The sequence below is a fragment of the Kocuria rosea subsp. polaris genome, assembly GCF_001483755.1.
Classification (GTDB): domain Bacteria; phylum Actinomycetota; class Actinomycetes; order Actinomycetales; family Micrococcaceae; genus Kocuria; species Kocuria cellulosilytica.
In genome coordinates this window covers 65928-84975 of the sequence record NZ_LQBK01000023.1, presented here as the reverse complement: position 1 = coordinate 84975, position 19048 = coordinate 65928, and the positions used below count along the sequence as shown (strand labels likewise).

Sequence of the window (19048 nt, the reverse complement as noted above, 5' to 3'; positions counted from 1 at the left end):
TCCGGAAGGTTACTGATGGAGATGTTGGAGCCCGAGGGCCGCCGTCGTGCGGGGACGAGCCGCTCAGATGTTGAAGCCCAGGGCCCGCATCTGGTCGCGGCCGTCCTCGGTGATCCGCTCGGGACCCCACGGCGGCATCCAGACCCAGTTGACGCGCCACTCGTCCACCATCGGGTCGAGGTTCTGCGCGCACTGCTCCTCGATGACGTCCTGCAGCGGGCACGCGGCCGTGGTGAGGGTCATGTCGAGGATCAGGGCGCCGTCCTCGGCCCACTTGGAGCCGTAGAGCAGGCCCAGGTCCACGATGTTGACGCCGAGCTCGGGGTCGATGACGTTCTTGAGCGCCTCCTCGACCTCCTCGGCGGAGGGCCGGCCCGCGGCCGCGGGATCGGCGGTGGTCTCAGCAGGGGTGTCGGCCATCGCTGGCCTCCTTTCGAAAGCTGGTGGGTCGGCTCCGCCTACTTGGCCGGGGCCAGGTAGCGGTCGTAGCCCTCGTTCTCGAGCCGGTCGGCGAGCTCGGGACCGCCCTCGTCCACCACGCGGCCGTCGTGGAAGACGTGCACGAACTGCGGCTTGATGTAGCGCAGGATGCGGGTGTAGTGGGTGATGAGCATGATGCCCATGTCGTTGGTCTCCAGGGCGCGGTTGACGCCCTCCGAGACGACCTTGAGCGCGTCCACGTCGAGGCCGGAATCGGTCTCGTCCAGGAGGGCGATCTTCGGCTTGAGCAGCTCGAGCTGGAGGATCTCGTGGCGCTTCTTCTCGCCGCCGGAGAAGCCCTCGTTGACGTTGCGCTGGATCATGTCGGGGCTGATCTTCAGCTGCTCCATGGCCGCCTTGACGTCCTTGGTCCACGTGCGCAGGGAGGGGGCCTCCCCGTCGATCGCGGTCTTGGCCGTGCGCAGGAAGTTGGAGGTCGTCACGCCGGGGATCTCCACCGGGTACTGCATGGCCAGGAAGAGCCCGGCACGGGCGCGCTCGTCCACGGACATCTCCAGGACGTTCTCGCCGTCCAGGAGCACCTCGCCGGAGTCGACGACGTACTTGGGGTGGCCGGCGATGGTGGAGGCCAGCGTGGACTTGCCGGAGCCGTTGGGGCCCATGATGGCGTGGACCTCACCGGAGCGGATCGTGAGGTTCACGCCCTTGAGGATCGGCTTGGTGGTCTCGTCGTCGAGCACGACGGACGCGTGCAGGTCCTTGATCTCGAGAGTTGCCATGGATGGTTCTCCTGTGGTCGAAAAAGTCTGTGGTCGTAAAGGGTGCGATGCGGGAGGGGGTCAGTAGTTCGCGGAGGCGAGCTCGTCCTGGACGGCCCCGCGCAGCCGCTCCTCGATGTCCGGGACACCGATCTGCTGGATGATCTCGAAGAGGAACCCGCGGACCACGAGCCGCCGCGCCTCGTCCTCGGGGATGCCCCGGGACATGAGGTAGTACAGGTGCTCGTCGTCCAGCTGCCCCGTGGTGGAGGCGTGGCCGGCACCGGCGATCAGGCCGGTCTCGATCTCCAGGTTCGGCACGGAGTCCATCCGCGGGCCGTCGTTGAGGATGAGGTTGCGGTTGAGCTCGTAGGTGTCGGTGCCCTCCGCGGTGGCGCGGATGAGGACGTCGCCGACCCACACCCCGTGCGCGTTCTCGCCCTGCAGCGCGGACTTGTAGGTCACCCGCGAGGTGCAGTTCGGCTGGGAGTGGTCCACGAACAGCCGGGACTCCAGGTGCTGGCCGGCGTCCACGAAGGTCAGCCCGTACATCTCCACGGAGCCGCCCGGGGCGTCGAACCGGGTGGAGGGGGTGACGCGCACCAGGTCGCCGCCCAGGGAGACGAGAACGTGCTTGAACGTGGCCGACTTCCCGAGGCGCGCCTGCTGGGAGGAGGCGTGCACGGCGTCGTCGTCCCACTCCTGGAGGGTCACCACGGTCAGGTTCGCGGAGTCGGCGACCCGGAACTCGACGTTCTGCGAGAGCACGGCGGAGCCGTGGTGGCGCAGGACCACGAGGGCCTTGGAGAACGGCTGGGCGTCGATCACGAGGTGCTGGGCGGCCGGGGCGGCGTCGGTGCCGTGGATGTCGACGACGACCGGCTCGGTCACCTCGGCCTCCTGCGGCACGGTCAGCACGGTGGCCTCGGCCACGCTGCTCCACGCGTTGGCGGAGAGCCGGTCCTCGGGGACGCCGGCGCTGCCGATGCGGGCGTCGTCGCGCCCCACGGTCTCGACGCGCACGGTGTCCGAGTCGACGGTCACCGCGGGCGCCGGGCCGGTGAGGGCGTCGGCGTGCAGTCCCTTGAGGCGCTTCAGCGGGGTGAACCGGAAGTCCTCCTCCTTGCCCGTGAGCTTCGGGAAGTCGGCGACGTCGTAGGACGTGCGCCGACCGGCACGGGAGGAGTCGGGCACGCCGGAGATGTCGCCGTGGGCGGTGTGCCGCACGAGCGTCTCGGTCTTCGAGTGCTCCGCGGAGAGCGTCTCGCCCTCCACGTCCATGCCCGGGATGGCGACGCGCGCGTCCCCGGTGGGGACCCCGTCGACCTTCTCGCCCAGGTTGTCGTAGGCGTCCTTGGCCGCGCCGACGGCCTTGTCGGCCACCGCGGTGGCCGCGGAGGCGGCGGCCTCCGTGGCGTTGCGAATCGTTTCGTTCAGCTTGGTCATGTCAGCCAACGGATCCTTCCATCTGCAGTTCGATGAGGCGGTTGAGTTCGAGCGCGTACTCCATGGGGAGTTCGCGGGCGATCGGCTCCACGAAGCCGCGCACGATCATCGCCATGGCCTCGTCCTCGGCCATCCCGCGCTGCATGAGGTAGAACAGCTGCTCCTCGGACACGCGCGAGACGGTGGCCTCGTGGCCCATGGTGACGTCGTCCTCGCGGATGTCGACGTACGGGTAGGTGTCGGAGCGGGAGATCGTGTCCACCAGCAGGGCGTCGCAGACCACGTTGGACTTCGAGCCCTTCGCGCCCTCGCGGACCTGCACGAGACCGCGGTAGGCGGCGCGGCCGCCGTTGCGGGCCACGGACTTCGAGACGATCGACGACGACGTGTTCGGGGCGATGTGCACCATCTTGGAGCCGGTGTCCTGGTGCTGTCCCTCGCCGGCGAACGCGATCGAGAGGGTCTCGCCGCGGGCGTGCTCCCCGGTCATGTAGACGGCCGGGTACTTCTGGGTGACCTTCGAGCCGATGTTGCCGTCGATCCACTCCATGGTGGCGCCCTCGTGGGCGATCGCGCGCTTGGTCACGAGGTTGTACACGTTGTTCGACCAGTTCTGGATGGTCGTGTAGCGCACGCGGGCGTTCTTCTTGACGATGATCTCCACCACGGCGGAGTGCAGCGAGTCGGTCTTGTAGATCGGCGCGGTGCAGCCCTCGATGTAGTGGACGTAGGAGTCCTCGTCCGCGATGATCAGCGTCCGCTCGAACTGGCCCATGTTCTCCGTGTTGATCCGGAAGTAGGCCTGCAGCGGGATCTCGACGTGCACGCCCTTGGGGACGTAGACGAAGGAGCCGCCGGACCACACGGCCGTGTTCAGGGACGCGAACTTGTTGTCGCCCACGGGGATGACCGTGCCGAAGTACTCGGCGAAGATCTCCGGGTGCTCCTTGAGCGCGGTGTCGGTGTCGAGGAAGATGACGCCCTGCTCCTCCAGGTCCTCGCGGATCTGGTGGTAGACGACCTCGGACTCGTACTGGGCGGCGACGCCGGAGACGAGCCGGCCGCGCTCGGCCTCGGGGATGCCGAGCTTCTCGTAGGTGTTGCGGATGTCCTCGGGCAGGTCCTCCCAGGTGGCGGCCTGCTTCTCCGTGGAGCGCACGAAGTACTTGATGTTGTCGAAGTCGATGCCGGACAGGTCCGCGCCCCAGGTGGGCATGGGCTTGCGGTAGAAGAACTTCAGGCCCTTCAGCCGCAGGTCGGTCATCCACTGCGGTTCGCTCTTCTTCGCGGAGATGTCCCGGACGACGTCCTCGTCGACCCCGCGGCGCGCGGAGGCGCCGGCGACGTCGGAGTCGGCCCAGCCGTACTCGTAGGTGCCGATGCCCTCGAGCTCCGGGTTCTTCTCCAGGATGTCGGCGATGACAGTGTCGTTGCCGCTGGCGATCTGTTCAGTCATGACGGCCTTCCTCTGTTGTCTGGTCTGTGGTCTGGCCTGTGGTCGGGTCCGCGGGCGCCGCGGCGGGGCGGGCGAGGGGCACGTGCGTGGTGCACACGTGCGCGCCGGCGGCCTGGGTGGAGAGCCGGCGCACGTCCGTGCCGAGCAGCCGGGCGATGAGCTCGGTCTCCAGCTCGCAGAACTGCGGGTAGCGGGCGGCCAGCTCCCGGACGGGGCAGTGCCCCTGGCACAGCTGCGCCGAGACGATGGTGCGGGACTCCCCGCGGCCGACGGCCACCTCGTTCGTGGAGGCCGCGAAGCCGTCCCGGCTGAGCAGCCGCACCAGGACGGGCAGGCGCTCGGCGACCTCGTCGCCGGTGGCCTCGACCTCGGGGCGGTAGGACGCCTCCAGCCGGTTCACCCGGTCCTGGATGAAGGAGCGCACGGCGTCGGGGCCCGCGATGCGGCGGATGGCCTCGAGCGCGTCGGTCGCGATCTCGAGGTAGTCGTCGCCGAGCTTGGCGTGGCCCTCGGGTGCGACGACGTAGCGGCGCGCCGGGCGCCCGGCGCCCCCGCTGGGGCGGCGGACCATGGTGACCTCGATGAAGTGCTGCTGCTCGAGGGCGTCCAGGTGGCGGCGCACGGCGGCCGGGGTCAGTTCGAGCATCTCGCCGAGGTCGGCGGCCGAGACCGGGCCGTGCTCGAGGACGGCACCGAGCACGCGCGAGCGGGTGTTCTCCTCCTGCTCCGCCCGCGGGCCGGAGCAGGTCCCGCTCCGGGCGTCCGTGGTCTGGGTCATGGGTGAACCGTTCGCTTCCTGATCGACGTGGAGGTCATCGAGGTCGAAAATGTCGAGCTGGGGATGTCGAGGTGGGAGTTCTCGTGGTGCAGCGTGCGACCCGGTCGGGGCGCTCTTAATACACAACCGGAGTATGTCGTAATTCATTCCGGCCTGACCAGTAAGTGGAGCCTTACCGGTCGGTCCGGCCAAATCACGACTTACTCATAATAACCTCCCGGGGCGGCGCGGCCAAGGGGGCCGGCCCGCGGGCGCGCCGCACTACACTGGTCCGGTGCCCGCCCAGAGTCCCCCCGCGTCCTCGCCCGCACTGTCGATCGAGCGCCTCGTCAAGGAGTTCCCCGTCCGCCGCCGCCGCTCCCGGCGCCCCGGCGGGCCGGGGGCCACCCGCGCCGACGCGGTGCACGCCGTCAACGACCTCTCCCTCACGGCGCGGCACGGCGAGATCACGGCGCTGCTCGGACCCAACGGGGCGGGCAAGACGACCACCCTGGAGTGCGCCCAGGGGCTGCAGCGGCCCTCGGCGGGCACGGTGCGGCTGCTGGGCCAGGACCCGTGGCGGGCCGGTCCCGACCTGCGCGCCCGGGTGGGCGTGATGCTCCAGGACGGCGGGCTCCCCCAGGCGGTGCGCCCGCTGGAGCTGCTGCGGCACGTGGCGTCCCTGTACCGCAGCCCCCGGGACATGGACGAGCTCGTGGAGCTGCTCGGCATCAACGGCTTCGACCGCACCGTGGTCCGCCGGCTCTCCGGCGGCCAGCGCCAGCGTGTGGCCCTGGCGGCCGCCCTGGCCGGGAACCCGGAGGTCCTCTTCCTCGACGAGCCCTCGGCGGGGATGGACCCGCAGTCCCGCAACATCGTCTTCGACCTCGTCCAGCAGCTGCGCCGCGAGGGTGTGTGCATCATCCTCACCACGCACCTCCTGGACGACGCCCAGCGCCTCGCCGACCAGGTCTACATCGTGGACCACGGCCGGGTCATGGCCCAGGGATCCGTGGCGGAGCTGGTCGCCCCCGGCGCCGACGCCCCCGCCGTGCTCGTGCTGACGCTGGCCCCCGAGCAGCTCGGCGCGGGACCGTTCCCGTGGGACGGCCCCGGCTTCGAGGACGTCCGCACCAGCCGCGCCGGCCGCACCGTGACGCTCACCGGCGCGCTCACTCCCCCGATGCTCGAGGCCGTGACCCGGTGGTTCACCGCCACCGGCACGATGCCCGAGTCCCTGTCCCTCCAGCCGCGCACCCTCGAGGACGTCTTCCTCGACATCTCCGGACGGGAGATCCGATGACCGCACCCGCCCCGCCGACCGCCGCGCACCCGGCCCCCGCCTCCCTGACGCGCCGGGTGGCCGCGCAGGCCCGCTACGAGACCCTGGCGATGCTGCGCAACGGGGAGCAGCTGCTGCTGCTGCTGATCCTGCCGCTCATGGCGCTCGTGGCCCTGACGCTCACCGACCTGCTCGACGCCGCCGTCCCGGCCGGCGCGGCCCGCGTGGACGTCGCCGTGCCCGGCGTGCTGGCGCTGTGCGTGCTCTCCAACGCGTTCTCGGGGCAGGGCATCCAGACCGGCTTCGACCGCCGCTACGGGGTCCTGCGCTTCCTCTCCACCACTCCCCTGGGCCGCGGCGGACTGATCGCCGGGAAGCTGCTGGCGATCGTCGCCGTGCTCGTGGTGCAGTACGTGCTGGTGGCCGCGCTCGGCGTGGCCCTCGGCTGGCGCCCGGACGCGGCCGCCGTGCTCCTCTCCGTGCCGGTTCTGCTGCTCGGCGCCGCGGCGTTCACTGGGCTCGGGCTGCTGCTCGCCGGGACGGTGCGCGCCGAGGCGACGCTTGCCGTGACCAATCTCGTGTGGGTGCTGCTCGCCGCCGTCGGCGGCACCCTCTTCCCCGCCGGCACGCTGCCGGCGGGGTTCTCCTGGGTGGTGGAGCTGCTGCCCTCGGGCGCGCTGGGCACCGCCCTGCGCGAGACGTTCCTCACCGGGGCGCCCACGCCGCTGCCGGTGCTGGTGCTCGCCGTCTGGGCCGCCGCCGCCTGGACCGGGGCGGTGCGCTGGTTCCGCTGGAGCTGAGCCGCCGGCCCCGGACCGCGCGCCCGGACCGCGGACCCGGCCGGCGGGACACGAGGGGTCGGGAGCCCGGATAAACTGGGCGCGGAGATCCCACCGCACCGACCCCGTCCGGAAGTGAATTCATGAACCGCGCCAGCGACCCCAGCGACGTCGACGTCCGTGCGAGCGGCAGCGTCCTGCTGCCGACCCGGATCACCCCGTGGGTGCGGTGGCTCGCCGTCGCGTCGCTGCTCGCGAACTCCGTGCTCATCCTCACCGGCGGGCTCGTGCGGCTGACCGGGTCCGGCCTGGGCTGTCCCACCTGGCCCCGGTGCACGGACGAGTCCTGGACGAACACCCCCGAGATGGGCGTGCACGGCCTCATCGAGTTCGGCAACCGGCTGCTGACGTTCCTGCTGGCCGCCGTGGCGGTGCTGACGTTCCTGGCGGTGCTCCGCCTGCGCCACGAGCACCGCGACCTCTTCCGGATCGCCCTGCTGCTGGGGCTCGGCATCCCGCTGCAGGCCGTGGTCGGCGGGATCACCGTGCTCACCGGGCTCAACCCCTGGATCGTGGGGATCCACTACCTGATCTCCGGGGCGATGATCGCCCTGGCCACCGTGCTGGTCAACCGCACCCGGCGGCGCTCGCTGCCCGCCGTGCGGGACGCCGAACGGCCCGGCCAGGCCTACGGGCAGCGCCGGGCGGTGCGGGTGCTCATGGTGGGCCTGGCGGTGCTCAGCGCGCTGATCCTCTACCTGGGCACCCTCGTCACGGGCACCGGCCCGCACGCCGGGGACGACTCCACCGCCCGGCACGCCTTCGACGCGTACCTCATCACCCGGGCCCACGCGGTGCCGGTGTACCTGATCGTGGTGGCCGTGGTCCTGGGCATGGTGCTCGCCCGCCGGCACCGGTGGCCCGTCCCCCTGGCCTCGAGCCTCAACGGCCTGCTGGCCGTCCTGGTCCTGCAGGCGCTCATCGGCTACTACCAGTACTTCAACGGCGTGCCGATCGTGGCGGTGGCGCTGCACCTGGTGGGCTCCGCGGCGCTGATCTGGGCCACCGCGCGCACCGTGGAGAAGGGCTTCGCGGTCACCCGCACCCCCGACCCGGTGCTGCGGGGGGCGGACCCTGCCCGCTCCGCCGGGGCCCCGGCCCGCGGCTGAGGCCCGTCAGGCGCGCCCGTCAGACGCGCTCGTCGGGCGCCTCGTCGAGCAGCTCCTCGACCGCCTGGGCCAGGCGCTGCCGGCTGGCCGAGGGGATCGGCAGCAGGGGCCGCCGCGGCGGGGCCGTGGTGACACCGCACACCTCGGCGAGGGCGTAGAGAGAGCTCAGGGGCCGTTCCTGCCGGAGGATCTCCATCAGCGGGGTCAGCGCCGCCTGCCACGTGCGCACCTCGCCGTCGTCGCCCGCGACGACGGCGGCGCGGAAGGCGGCGTACTGGCGCGGCAGGACCGCGGCGATCCCGGAGTGCCAGGCCGCGGCGTCCGGCGCCGCCTCGTGCAGCAGCCGCTCCCCGCTCACCCCGTGGGCCGTCCCGGGCTCCGCGAGCTCGGCGAACCGGCTCCGGCGGGCGGCAAGGTCTTGCGGGGAGTCCGCGGTGTCCTTGAACGCGTTGACGTTCTCCAGCCAGGACAGCTCCGCGGCGAGCTCCACGGGGTACGTGAAGCCCGTCGTCGTCGGGTTGTTGTAGATGCACAGCGGCAGGGACACGGACGCCGCCACCGTCTCCACCTGGTCCGCGATCTCCTGGGAGACGAGCGGGATGTAGGACAGCGGGTTGAGCACGAGCCCGTCCGCCCCGCCGTTCTCGGCGGCGTAGGCCATCTCCAGGACCTCCCGGGTGGTCATCGCGGAGATCCCCGCCCCCACCGGCACCCCGGAGCCGCGGGCGGCCTCCACGGCGACGCCCACGACCTCGGCCCGCTCCTCCCCGGAGAGGTAGGCGAAGCTGCCCGAGCTGCCCAGGACCACCACGGCGTTCACGCCCGTGCGGACCAGCCGGCCGACATAGCGCTCGAAGGACTCCAGGTCCAGGCGGCCGCCCTGCTGGAACGGGGTGATGGGGTAGGCGACGAGCCCGGTGAAGGTCATGCTGAGCATGAAACCATCCTAGGTCCGGCGGGTCCCCGGGCCGGACGGGGCCGCCCAGGGTCCGGCCGGACCCCGCGGGCTCAGAGGACGGGACCGCCCACGAACGGGTCCACGGCGAGGGCCAGGAACACGAAGGTGATGTAGGCGATGGAGCCGTGGAAGACGTACATGGCCTGCTTGTCCGTGGGCCGGCCGGCCACCGCCAGCGCGTGCAGCTTGTGGCTGTGGCCCACGAACCACGCGCCCGAGGCCAGCGCGGTCACCGCGTAGACCCAGCCGGCGCCGCCGACGGGGACGAGCAGCAGCGAGCACACCACCGTGGCCCACGCGTAGAGGACCACCTGGCTGCCCACGGTGCGGGCCCCGGCCACGGCGCCCAGCATCGGGACCCCGGCGCGGGAGTAGTCGTCCGCGTACTTCATGGACAGCGGCCAGTAGTGCGGCGGGGTCCACAGGAAGATGAAGAGGAACAGCACGAGCGCGGGCCAGTCGAGGCCGCCCGTGACCGCGGCCCACCCGATGAGCACCGGCATGCACCCCGCGACCCCGCCCCAGACGATGTTCTGGGCGGTGCGGCGCTTGAGCACGATCGAGTAGAAGACCGCGTAGAGGAAGATGGCCACCGCGCCCAGGACGCCGGCGAGCACGTTGACGCCGAGGGTGAGCCAGGCGACGGACACGGCCGTGAGCGACCACGCGAAGACGAGGGCCTCGCGGTCGGTGACCTCCCCGGTGACGAGCGGGCGCTTGGCCGTGCGCTTCATCACCCGGTCCTCCTCCCGGTCGATGTAGCAGTTGAAGGCGCCGGCCGCGCCCGCCGCGAGCGTGCCGCCCACGAGGGTGTTGAGGATGAGCCACAGGTTCGGCATGCCCTGCTGGGCGAAGATCATGGTCGGCACGGTGGCCACGAGCAGCAGCTCGATGATGCGCGGCTTCATCAGGGCCACGTACGCCCGCAGCTTGCGGGAGGCCGTCATCCGTCCCTCGGGGCGGGGGTCCACCGCCACACCCGTGTGTCCGGTGCCGAGGACGGTTCGTCCTGCGGGTCCCGACGTCTCGAGTGAGTTCACAGAATCATTGCTCCCGGTTGCGGTGGTTCTCCCCCGGCTCCGTGCGCGAGGACGGCCCGGAGTCGGTGCGTCGCCGGCACGAGGGTGCGGTCGGCGCGGCAGCTCGCGGGCGCGGAAGAAGGTCCTATACAGCATAGCGCGTGGCGGCGCCCGTTCCCGCTCCGGACATGACGGGAAGGGCGCCCCGGGGCCCCCGGGGCCGGTGCCGTCGGTCACACGGCCGAAATGCGCGTGACCTAAGCTGGACCCAAACCGCCGGCCGGCAACCGGCACCCGCTGCGCACGGCAGCGGTTCCCAGCAGAAAGGGCCTCGAACCTTGACGACCGAACTCGATCAGAAGCTGACCTGGACCGAGCTGGACCAGCGTGCCGTGGACACGGTGCGGGTGCTGGCCGCGGACGCGGTGGAGAAGGTGGGCAACGGCCACCCGGGCACGGCGATGTCCCTGGCCCCGGCCGCGTACCTGCTGTTCCAGAAGGTGATGCGCCACGACCCGCGTGATGACCGGTGGACGGGCCGGGACCGGTTCATCCTCTCGCCGGGGCACACCTCCCTGACCCTGTACCTGCAGCTGTTCCTCTCCGGCTACGGGATGGAGCTCGAGGACATCAAGTCCCTGCGCACCTGGGGGTCCAAGACCCCGGGCCACCCGGAGTACCGGCACACCACCGGGGTGGAGATCACCACCGGCCCGCTGGGCCAGGGCCTGGCCTCGGCCGTGGGCTTCGCCTACGCCCAGCGCTACACCCGCGGGATGTTCGACCCCGACACCGCCGCCGGGGAGTCGGTCTTCGACCACATGGTCTACGTGATCGCCTCCGACGGCGACCTCCAGGAGGGGATCACCTCCGAGGCGTCCTCGCTGGCCGGGGTGCAGGAGCTGGGCAACCTCGTGGTGATCTACGACCAGAACCACATCTCCATCGAGGACGACACCGACGTGGCCTTCACCGAGGACGTCGCCGCCCGCTACGAGGCCTACGGCTGGCACGTGGCCCGGGTGGACTGGACGAAGACCGGGGACTACGTCGAGGACGTCGAGGAGCTCTACGCCGCGATCCGCGCGGCGAAGGCCGAGACCACCAAGCCCTCGCTGATCGCCCTGCGCACCATCATCGGGTACCCCGCACCGAAGAAGCAGAACACCGGGGGGATCCACGGCTCCAAGCTCGGGGCCGAGGAGGTCGCCGAGACCAAGAAGATCCTCGGCTTCGACCCCGAGGCCTCCTTCGAGGTCGCCGACGAGGTCCTCGCCCACACCCGCTCCATCCAGGACACGATGGGCGAGGTCCGGGCGCAGTGGGAGCAGGACTTCCAGGCCTGGCGGGAGGCCAACCCCGACCGTGCGGCCCTCTACGACCGGATCCGCGCCGAGGAGCTGCCCGAGAACTATGCGGAGGCCTTCCCGACCTTCGAGGCCGGCAAGGACGTGGCCACCCGCTCGGCCTCGGGCAAGGTGATCAACGCCATCGCCGAGACCTTCCCCGAGCTGTGGGGCGGGTCCGCGGATCTGGCCGGGTCCAACAACACCACCATCGAGTCCGCGGCCTCCTTCATCCCCGCCGCCCGCTCCACCGAGAAGTGGACCGGCAACCCCTACGGGCGGGTGCTGCACTTCGGGATCCGTGAGCACGCCGCGGCGGCGATCGTCAACGGCATCACCATGTCCTCGCAGACCCGGGCGTTCTCCGGGACGTTCCTGATCTTCTCCGACTACCAGCGCCCGGCCGTGCGCCTGGGCGCGCTGATGAAGGTCCCCTCGATCTACGTGTGGACCCACGACTCCATCGGCCTGGGCGAGGACGGGCCCACCCACCAGCCGGTGGAGCAGCTGTCCTCCCTGCGCGCCATCCCCGGCCTGGACGTGGTGCGCCCGGCCGACGCCAACGAGGTCGCGGTTGCCTGGCGGACGATGCTGGAGAACCGGCACGGCCCGGCCGGGATCGCCCTGACCCGCCAGAACGTGCCCACCTTCGCCCGCACCGACCTGCACCCCGAGGCGGAGGGCGAGAAGTTCGCCTCCGCCGAGGGTGTGGCCCGCGGCGGCTACGTCCTGGCCGACACCGAGGGCACCCCCGACGTGGTGCTGATCGGCACCGGCTCCGAGGTCGCCCTGGCCGTGGAAGCCCGGAACCAGCTCGCCGCCCAGGGCGTGGCCGCCCGGGTCGTGTCCATGCCCTGCCGGGAGTGGTTCGACGCCCAGGACGCCGACTACCGCGAGTCCGTGCTCCCGGCCGAGGTCCGGGCCCGGGTGTCGGTGGAGGCCGGGATCGCCATGTCCTGGCGCGACCTGATCGGCGACGCCGGCCGAGCCGTGTCCCTGGAGCACTTCGGGGAGTCCGCCGACTACGAGACCCTCTACCGCGAGTTCGGCATCACCGCCGAGGCCGTCACCGCCGCCGCCCAGGAGTCCCTCGCCGCGGCGCGGACCTCCACCCCGGCGAGCCGCTGAGCAGCGGCGCGCACCGACCGACCATTTTCCCCGAGCACCTTTCTCCGAGCACCTTTCTCCGAGCACGAGGACTGACACGCACATGACCACTCCCACCCAGAAGCTCTCCGACGCCGGCGTCTCGATCTGGCTCGACGACCTCTCCCGCGAACGCCTGGCCTCCGGCGGGCTGCAGCAGCTGATCGACGAGAAGAACGTGGTCGGCGTGACCACGAACCCCACGATCTTCGCCGCCGCCCTGGCCAAGCACGACGCCTACGAGGACCAGGTCCGGGAGCTCGCCGCCGCCGGAACCGACGTGGACGAGGCCGTGCTGGCCATCACCACCGATGACGTCCGCGCGGCCTGCGACCTCTTCGCCCCGATCGCCGAGACCACCCAGGGCGTGGACGGGCGGGTGTCCATCGAGGTGGACCCGCGCCTGGCCCAGGACGCCGACGCCACCTCCGCCATGGCCCAGCGCCTGTCCCGGACCATCGACCGGGACAACGCGCTGATCAAGATTCCGGCCACCGAAGCGGGCCTGCCCTCGATCACCGCGACCATCGCCGAGGGGATCTCCGTCAACGTGACGCTGATCTTCTCCCTCGAGCGCTACCGCGCGGTCATCAACGCCTACCAGCTGGGCCTGGAGCAGGCGCTGGAGAACGGCAAGGACCTGGCCGGGATCCACTCCGTGGCCTCCTTCTTCGTCTCCCGGGTGGACTCCGAGGTCGACAAGCGCCTCGACGCGATCGGCACCGACGAGGCCAAGGCGCTCAAGAGCCAGGCCGGGCTGGCCAACGCCCGCCTCGCCTACCAGATCCACGAGCAGTCCCTGGACACCGAGCGCTGGGAGCGGCTGGCCGCGGCCGGGGCGAACCCGCAGCGCCCGCTGTGGGCCTCCACCGGGGTGAAGGACCCGTCGCTGCCCGACACCCTGTACGTGACCGGGCTGGTGGCACCCAACACGGTCAACACCATGCCGGAGAAGACCCTCGAGGCCACCTTCGACCACGCCGAGGTCACCGGGGACACCGTCACCGGCGCCTACGCGGAGTCCAACGAGCTCCTGGACAAGATCGCCGGCGTGGGGATCTCCTACGACGAGGTCGTCGAGAAGCTCGAGGCGGAGGGGCTCACCAAGTTCGAGGACTCCTGGGCGGAGCTGCTCGACACCGTGCGCGCCGCCCTCGACGGCGCCCGCTGAGCCCGTCCGTCCCGACCCGAGTTCCGTCCGTGCTGCCCGACCCGAAGGAGAACCCATGAGCTCCCTGTCCGTCCAGACCTCCGGCGCGGCCCGCGAGGCCGTCGACCGGCACGTGCCCGCGCTGGTGGGCGACAGGTTCGCCTCCAAGCTCTTCGCCCAGGATCCCACCCTGTGGGGTCCCGCGGCCGAGGACGAATCCGCCAAGCGGCTGGGCTGGGTGGAGGCGGCGGAGGTCTCCCGCCCGCTGGTCGCCGAGATCGTCGCCCTGCGCGAGGAGTTCGCGGCCGAGGGGGTGGACCGGTTCGTGCTCGCGGGCATGGGAGGCTCCTCCCTCGCCCCCGAGGTGATCACCCGCACCGCGGGCGTGGAGCTGTTCGTGCTCGACTCCACGGACCCGGAGATGGTGGCCGCGGCCCTCGCCGACCGCCTCGAGCGGACCGCGATCGTGGTCTCCTCCAAGTCCGGCTCCACCGTGGAGACCGACTCGGCGCGCCGGGTCTTCGCCCGGGCGTTCGAGGACGCGGGCATCGACGCCGCCTCGCGCATCGTGGTGGTGACCGACCCCGGCTCGCCCATGGAGGCGTCCGCCCGGGAGGCCGGCTACCGCCGGGTCTTCACCGCCGACCCGACCGTGGGCGGGCGCTTCTCCGCGCTCACCGCCTTCGGCCTGGTCCCCTCCGGCCTGGCCGGGGTGGACGTCGGGGCCCTGCTCGACGACGCCGACGAGGCCGGCGAGGTGCTGCGCGAGGACGCCGAGGACAACCCCGGCGTGCACCTGGGCGCGGCGCTCGGCGGGACGCAGCCCCTGCGGAACAAGCTCGTGTTCCGGGACCTGGGCTCCGGGATCGCCGGGTTCGCCGACTGGGCGGAGCAGCTGATCGCGGAGTCCACCGGCAAGGAGGGCAAGGGCGTGCTGCCCGTCGTCGTCGGCGCCGGGGACGCCCCCGAAGCCTCCGCGGGCGCGGCCGACGTCCTGGTCGTGGAGCTCGTGGGCGTCGACGAGGAGGACGCCCCGGAGGGCGACGTGGTGCGGGTCTCGGGCTCGCTCGGCGCCCAGCTCATGCTGTGGGAGGTCGCCACGGCGGCGGCCGGGCGGCTGCTCGGCATCAACCCCTACGACCAGCCCGACGTGGAGTCCGCCAAGAACGCCACCCGGGCCCTGCTCGAGGACAAGCCGCAGCCCACCGCCGCGGACGTCGTGGACGGGCCCGTGGAGATCCGCGGGGCGCAGGACCTGCTCGACGGCACGCGCACGGTGGAGGACGCCCTGGCCAAGCTGCTCGCGCAGCTGCCGGAGACGGGCTACCTGTCCGTCCAGGCGTACTTCGACCGGCTTGCGTGGGCGGACCTGGAGGGCATCCGCCCGGTCCTGGCCCGCGCCACCGGCCGCCCCGTGACGTTCGGCTGGGGCCCGCGGTTCCTGCACTCCACCGGCCAGTACCACAAGGGCGGGCCGGCGGAGGGCGTGTACCTGCAGATCACCGCCGCCTCGGAGACGGACCTCGACATCCCGGACAGCCCGTTCAGCTTCGGCGAGCTCATCTCGGCCCAGGCCGACGGGGACGCGCAGGTCCTCGCCGACCACGGGCGGCCCGTGCTGCGGCTGCGGCTCTCCGACCGCGCCGCCGGCGTGGCCCGGCTGCGGGAGGCCGTCGAGGCCCTCGGCCGCTGAACCGGTCGGGGCGACCCGACCGCTGTCCTAGACTGGGAGCACGCCACGGTCGGCGCGGGATCCCCCGCGCCGACCGTTGTGCGTGCAGGCCCCCGTGGGTGCCGCGGCCCCGCACGAACGTGAAGGAGTTCCGTTGCCAGACAACAACGCCCGCAATCCCCTGCGGGACCCGAGGGACAGGCGGCTCGTCCGGGTCGCCGCCCCGTCGGCGCTCGTGCTCTTCGGCGTGACGGGAGACCTCGCGAAGAAGAAGCTGCTGCCGGCGATGTACGACCTCGTCAACCGCGGGCTGCTGCCGCCGTCCTTCGCGCTCGTCGGCTTCGGCCGCCGCGACTGGTCGCACGAGCAGTTCCGGGAGGTGGTGCGCGAGTCCGTCGAGGCCCACGCCCGCACCCCGTTCCAGGAGGACGTGTGGCGCCAGTTCGCCTCCGGCGTCCGGTTCGTGCGCGGGGAGTTCGACGACGACAAGGCCTACGAGGCGCTCAAGTCGACGCTCAAGGAGCTCGACGTGCACTCGGGGACGCGCGGCAACCACGCGTTCTACCTCTCGATCCCGCCCAAGGCCTTCGAGACCGTCTGCCAGCAGCTCGCCGACCACGGCCTGGCCCAGCACGAGAACGCCTCGGGCTGGCGCCGCGTGGTCATCGAGAAGCCCTTCGGCCACGACCTCGAGTCCGCGGCGGAGCTCAACGCCATCGTCGAGCGGGTGTTCCCGGCGGACTCCGTCTTCCGGATCGACCACTACCTGGGCAAGGAGACGGTGCAGAACATCCTGGCGCTGCGCTTCGCGAACCAGATGTTCGAGCCGCTGTGGAACGCCCAGTTCGTGGACCACGTGCAGATCACCATGGCCGAGGACATCGGCATCGGTTCCCGCGCCGGCTACTACGACGGCGTGGGGGCGGCCCGCGACGTGATCCAGAACCACCTGCTGCAGCTGCTGGCCCTCACCGCCATGGAGGAGCCGCTGTCCTTCGAGGCCCACCACATGCGCGCGGAGAAGGCCAAGGTGCTGGCCTCCGTGGTCGTCCCCGAGGACCTGGCGGCGCACTCCTCGCTCGGCCAGTACGGGTCCGGGCTGCAGGGCGGCGAGCGGGTGCGCGCCTTCCTCGAGGAGCAGGACATCCCCGCCGACTCCCGGACGGAGACCTACGCGGCGCTGCGCCTGGACATCAACAACCGCCGGTGGGCCGGCGTGCCGTTCTATCTGCGGGCCGGCAAGCGCCTGGGCCGGCGGGTCACCGAGATCGCCGTGCAGTTCAAGAACTCCCCCAACCTGCTGTTCGGGGACAACGGCCACGAGGACCTCGGGCAGAACGTCATCGTGATCCGGATCCAGCCCGACGAGGGCGTGACCATCCGGCTGGGCTCCAAGGTGCCCGGGACGCAGTCGGAGATCCGGGACGTGACCATGGACTTCGGCTACGGCCACTCGTTCACCGAGTCCAGCCCGGAGGCCTACGAGCGACTGATCCTCGACGTGCTGCTCGGGGAGCCACCGCTGTTCCCGGACCACGAGGAGGTCGAGCTGTCCTGGCGGATCCTCGACCCCTTCGAGGAGTGCTGGGAGCAGCAGCAGATCATGCCGGAGCCGTACGCGCCGGGGTCCTGGGGACCCGCCGGCGCCGACGAGCTGCTGGCCCGCGACGGACGCGTCTGGAGGCGACCGTGATCGTTTCGATGGAGAACACCACCACCTCGGCCATCGACAAGAAGCTCAACCAGCTGCGGGACCAGCACGGCGTCGTGACGCTCGGCCGGGTCCTCACGCTGGTGATCCTCGCCCAGGCCGGGCACTCCGAGGCGGCGCTGGAGGCCGCGAACTTCGCGAGCCACGAGCACCCGTGCCGGATCCTCGTGCACGTCTCGCACTCCCAGGCCGAGAGCACCCGGCTCGACGCCCAGCTGCGCATGGGCGGTGACGCGGGCGCCTCGGAGGTCATCGTGCTGCACGGCTACGGCGAGCTCGCCGAGCCCACGGAGACCCTGTTCTCGGCGCTGCTGCTGCCGGACGCGCCGATCGTCGCCTGGTGGCCGCACGAGGTGCCGCCGCCCTCGCCGCACACCTCGTCGATCGCCCGGATCGCCCACCGGCGGATCACGGACGCCGCGCGCAGCGACGACGCCTTCGAGACGCTCGCGGAGCTCAGCGACCGCTACGTCCCCGGCGACACGGACCTCGCGTGGACGAGGGTGACCAACTGGCGGATCCAGCTGGCCGCGGTCCTGGACCAGGCGGAGCCCGCGCCCGTGCGCGAGGTCGTCGTCGAGGGCTCGGGCCGCTCCCCAAGCGTGGTGCTGCTCGGCACCTGGCTGGGCACCCGGCTCGACGCCGAGGTGACGTTCGTCAACAACGCCGGTCCGCGCCGCCTGGACCGGGTCACCCTGGTCCGGGACGACGGCGAGATCGTGCTCGAGCGCCCCGGCCGGACCGTGGCGATGCTGCGGCAGCCGGGACAGCCGGACCAGCAGATCGCGATGCCCGTGCGGGACCTCAACGCCTGCATCGCCGAGGAGCTCCGCCGGCTGGACCCGGACGAGGTCTACGGCGAGGTCATCACCACCGGGCTGCGGGACGTGCGCGTCGCACAGGTGGTCGACACCACCGGCGAGCACACTCCCGGCGCCGCCCGCTTCCTGGCCGCCCACGGCGGAGGCCGTCCGGCCCTCGACCGGCCGCAGCCGCCGGCGCTCGAGAACGCCGCCGACCCGGTCGCCGAGCTGACCGGGGCCGCCGAGGCCCCGCCCGCCGACCCGTCCGTCCCGACCCCCGGGGAGGAGCGCGCATGAGCGCCGAGCTGGAGACCGTCGCCCACCCGGACAAGGAGTCGCTCGCCGCGGACACCGCGGAACGGGTTCTCGACGTGCTGGTCGAGGCGCAGGAGGAGCGGGGCGAGGCGGGCCTCGTGCTCACCGGCGGGAGCATGGGCGCCGCGGTGCTCGCGGCCCTCGCCGCCTCCCCGCGCCGGAGCGAGGTCGACTGGTCGCGCGTCGACGTGTGGTGGTCCGACGAGCGCTTCGTGGCCGAGGACAGCCCGGAGCGCAATTTCGTGCAGGCCGCCGAGGCCGTGGGCGGGGCGCTGAGCCTGAACCCGGACCGGGTCCACCCCGTGGGCAGCACGGACGACTTCGGCACCGCCGAGGACGCCGCGTTCGACTACCGGCGGGAACTCGCGGCCGCGGCCGACGCGCAGCACCGGACGGAGGCCTTCCCGCGCTTCGACCTCTCCCTGCTGGGCCTGGGCCCCGACGGCCACGTGGCCTCCCTGTTCCCCGGCCTCCCCCACGTGCACGAGCCGGACGCCACCGTCCTGGGGGTGCACGACTCCCCCAAGCCCCCGCCGGAGCGGGTGACCATGACGCTGCCGATGATCAACGGCGCGCAGCGGGTCTGGTTCCTCGTGGCCGGCGCGGACAAGGCCGAGGCGGTCGCGGCCGTCCGCGGCGGCGCCCCGCTCGAGCGCACGCCCGGCGCCGGGGTGCGCGGGACCGAGGAGACGCTGCTGCTGGTCACTCGGGACGCCCTCGGCGGCTGACCGGGCCGGATCCGGCCGGGGGCCGCCGAGGAGCCGCCCTCCGACGCGGACGACCCCGGGTTCCCCGGGAGGCCGTGGCCTCCGGGAGGAACCCGGGGTCGTCCGGTGACGC

The 19048-nt window shown here is 72.1% G+C and carries 16 protein-coding genes; 9 read left to right on the top strand and 7 right to left on the bottom strand.

All coding sequences use genetic code 11. The annotated features are described in order from the left end of the window. Window positions 1-63: 63 nt before the first annotated feature. From AVL61_RS11905 to AVL61_RS11885, 5 genes are all read right to left on the bottom strand, one after another. A complete protein-coding gene (locus tag AVL61_RS11905) occupies window positions 64-420 on the bottom strand; it encodes a metal-sulfur cluster assembly factor (RefSeq protein ID WP_058874544.1) in 357 nt (118 codons plus the stop codon). Window positions 421-458: 38 nt separating this feature from the next. Further along, window positions 459-1220, bottom strand: a complete 762-nt coding sequence (gene sufC / locus AVL61_RS11900) for a Fe-S cluster assembly ATPase SufC (RefSeq protein WP_058874543.1) — start codon at window positions 1218-1220, stop codon at window positions 459-461. A 60-nt stretch (window positions 1221-1280) separates the two neighbouring features. Then, window positions 1281-2480 carry a Fe-S cluster assembly protein SufD gene (gene sufD / locus AVL61_RS11895; protein WP_058874555.1) on the bottom strand — a complete coding sequence of 400 codons (1200 nt, stop codon included), beginning with the start codon at window positions 2478-2480 and terminating at the stop codon, window positions 1281-1283. A 166-nt stretch (window positions 2481-2646) separates the two neighbouring features. Further along, window positions 2647-4101, bottom strand: a complete 1455-nt coding sequence (sufB, locus tag AVL61_RS11890) for a Fe-S cluster assembly protein SufB (RefSeq protein WP_058874542.1) — start codon at window positions 4099-4101, stop codon at window positions 2647-2649. Next, complete coding sequence (locus AVL61_RS11885) at window positions 4094-4879, bottom strand: helix-turn-helix transcriptional regulator (protein ID WP_058874541.1); 786 nt, start codon at window positions 4877-4879, stop codon at window positions 4094-4096. Before AVL61_RS11885 ends, sufB begins: the two co-directional genes overlap by 8 nt. Before the next feature lie 274 nt (window positions 4880-5153). On the opposite strand from AVL61_RS11885, the gene AVL61_RS11880 reads away from it, so the two are divergent. From AVL61_RS11880 to AVL61_RS11870, 3 genes are all read left to right on the top strand, one after another. Then, window positions 5154-6161, top strand: a complete 1008-nt coding sequence (locus tag AVL61_RS11880; RefSeq protein ID WP_058874540.1) for an ABC transporter ATP-binding protein — start codon at window positions 5154-5156, stop codon at window positions 6159-6161. Further along, window positions 6158-6940, top strand: a complete 783-nt coding sequence (locus AVL61_RS11875; protein ID WP_058874539.1) for an ABC transporter permease — start codon at window positions 6158-6160, stop codon at window positions 6938-6940. Before AVL61_RS11880 ends, AVL61_RS11875 begins: the two co-directional genes overlap by 4 nt. A gap of 122 nt (window positions 6941-7062) precedes the next feature. Continuing rightward, window positions 7063-8088 (top strand): COX15/CtaA family protein, encoded by a 1026-nt coding sequence (locus AVL61_RS11870; protein WP_058874538.1) that lies wholly within the window; start codon window positions 7063-7065, stop codon window positions 8086-8088. A 19-nt stretch (window positions 8089-8107) separates the two neighbouring features. Here the strand turns inward: AVL61_RS11870 and AVL61_RS11865 are convergent, their stop codons facing one another. Both AVL61_RS11865 and AVL61_RS11860 read right to left on the bottom strand, forming a co-directional pair. Then, the gene (locus AVL61_RS11865) at window positions 8108-9025 is read right to left on the bottom strand and encodes a dihydrodipicolinate synthase family protein (RefSeq protein WP_058874537.1); all 918 of its coding nucleotides are present in this window, start codon (window positions 9023-9025) and stop codon (window positions 8108-8110) included. Between the two features lie 71 nt (window positions 9026-9096). Next, the gene (locus tag AVL61_RS11860) at window positions 9097-9993 is read right to left on the bottom strand and encodes a heme o synthase (protein ID WP_058874554.1); all 897 of its coding nucleotides are present in this window, start codon (window positions 9991-9993) and stop codon (window positions 9097-9099) included. 410 nt (window positions 9994-10403) lie between these two features. Between AVL61_RS11860 and tkt the strand changes: the two genes are divergently transcribed. The 6 genes from tkt (at window position 10404) to pgl (ending at window position 18936) form a co-directional block, all read left to right on the top strand. Next, window positions 10404-12539 (top strand): transketolase, encoded by a 2136-nt coding sequence (tkt, locus tag AVL61_RS11855; RefSeq protein ID WP_058874536.1) that lies wholly within the window; start codon window positions 10404-10406, stop codon window positions 12537-12539. A gap of 82 nt (window positions 12540-12621) precedes the next feature. Further along, window positions 12622-13728, top strand: a complete 1107-nt coding sequence (tal, locus tag AVL61_RS11850; protein WP_058874535.1) for a transaldolase — start codon at window positions 12622-12624, stop codon at window positions 13726-13728. Window positions 13729-13783: 55 nt separating this feature from the next. Further along, entirely contained in the window at window positions 13784-15400 is a 1617-nt protein-coding gene (locus tag AVL61_RS11845) for a glucose-6-phosphate isomerase (RefSeq protein ID WP_058874534.1), read from the top strand. A 160-nt stretch (window positions 15401-15560) separates the two neighbouring features. After that, the gene (zwf, locus tag AVL61_RS11840) at window positions 15561-17072 is read left to right on the top strand and encodes a glucose-6-phosphate dehydrogenase (RefSeq protein WP_058874553.1); all 1512 of its coding nucleotides are present in this window, start codon (window positions 15561-15563) and stop codon (window positions 17070-17072) included. Further along, window positions 17069-18190: a glucose-6-phosphate dehydrogenase assembly protein OpcA gene (locus tag AVL61_RS11835; protein ID WP_058874533.1), complete on the top strand. Its 1122-nt coding sequence runs from the start codon at window positions 17069-17071 to the stop codon at window positions 18188-18190. Before zwf ends, AVL61_RS11835 begins: the two co-directional genes overlap by 4 nt. Then, window positions 18187-18936 carry a 6-phosphogluconolactonase gene (gene pgl / locus AVL61_RS11830; protein WP_058874532.1) on the top strand — a complete coding sequence of 250 codons (750 nt, stop codon included), beginning with the start codon at window positions 18187-18189 and terminating at the stop codon, window positions 18934-18936. The genes AVL61_RS11835 and pgl overlap by 4 nt, the downstream gene beginning before the upstream one ends. Window positions 18937-19048: the final 112 nt, after the last annotated feature.

Coding starts and splice junctions, on each gene's coding strand:
- AVL61_RS11905 (WP_058874544.1), bottom strand. CDS start 420: ATGGCCGACACCCCTGCTGAGACCACCGCCGATCCCGCGGCCGCGGGC.
- sufC (WP_058874543.1), bottom strand. CDS start 1,220: ATGGCAACTCTCGAGATCAAGGACCTGCACGCGTCCGTCGTGCTCGAC.
- sufD (WP_058874555.1), bottom strand. CDS start 2,480: ATGGACGTGGAGGGCGAGACGCTCTCCGCGGAGCACTCGAAGACCGAG.
- sufB (WP_058874542.1), bottom strand. CDS start 4,101: ATGACTGAACAGATCGCCAGCGGCAACGACACTGTCATCGCCGACATC.
- AVL61_RS11885 (WP_058874541.1), bottom strand. CDS start 4,879: ATGACCCAGACCACGGACGCCCGGAGCGGGACCTGCTCCGGCCCGCGG.
- AVL61_RS11875 (WP_058874539.1), top strand. CDS start 6,158: ATGACCGCACCCGCCCCGCCGACCGCCGCGCACCCGGCCCCCGCCTCC.
- AVL61_RS11870 (WP_058874538.1), top strand. CDS start 7,063: ATGAACCGCGCCAGCGACCCCAGCGACGTCGACGTCCGTGCGAGCGGC.
- AVL61_RS11865 (WP_058874537.1), bottom strand. CDS start 9,025: ATGCTCAGCATGACCTTCACCGGGCTCGTCGCCTACCCCATCACCCCG.
- AVL61_RS11860 (WP_058874554.1), bottom strand. CDS start 9,993: ATGACGGCCTCCCGCAAGCTGCGGGCGTACGTGGCCCTGATGAAGCCG.
- tal (WP_058874535.1), top strand. CDS start 12,622: ATGACCACTCCCACCCAGAAGCTCTCCGACGCCGGCGTCTCGATCTGG.
- AVL61_RS11845 (WP_058874534.1), top strand. CDS start 13,784: ATGAGCTCCCTGTCCGTCCAGACCTCCGGCGCGGCCCGCGAGGCCGTC.
- pgl (WP_058874532.1), top strand. CDS start 18,187: ATGAGCGCCGAGCTGGAGACCGTCGCCCACCCGGACAAGGAGTCGCTC.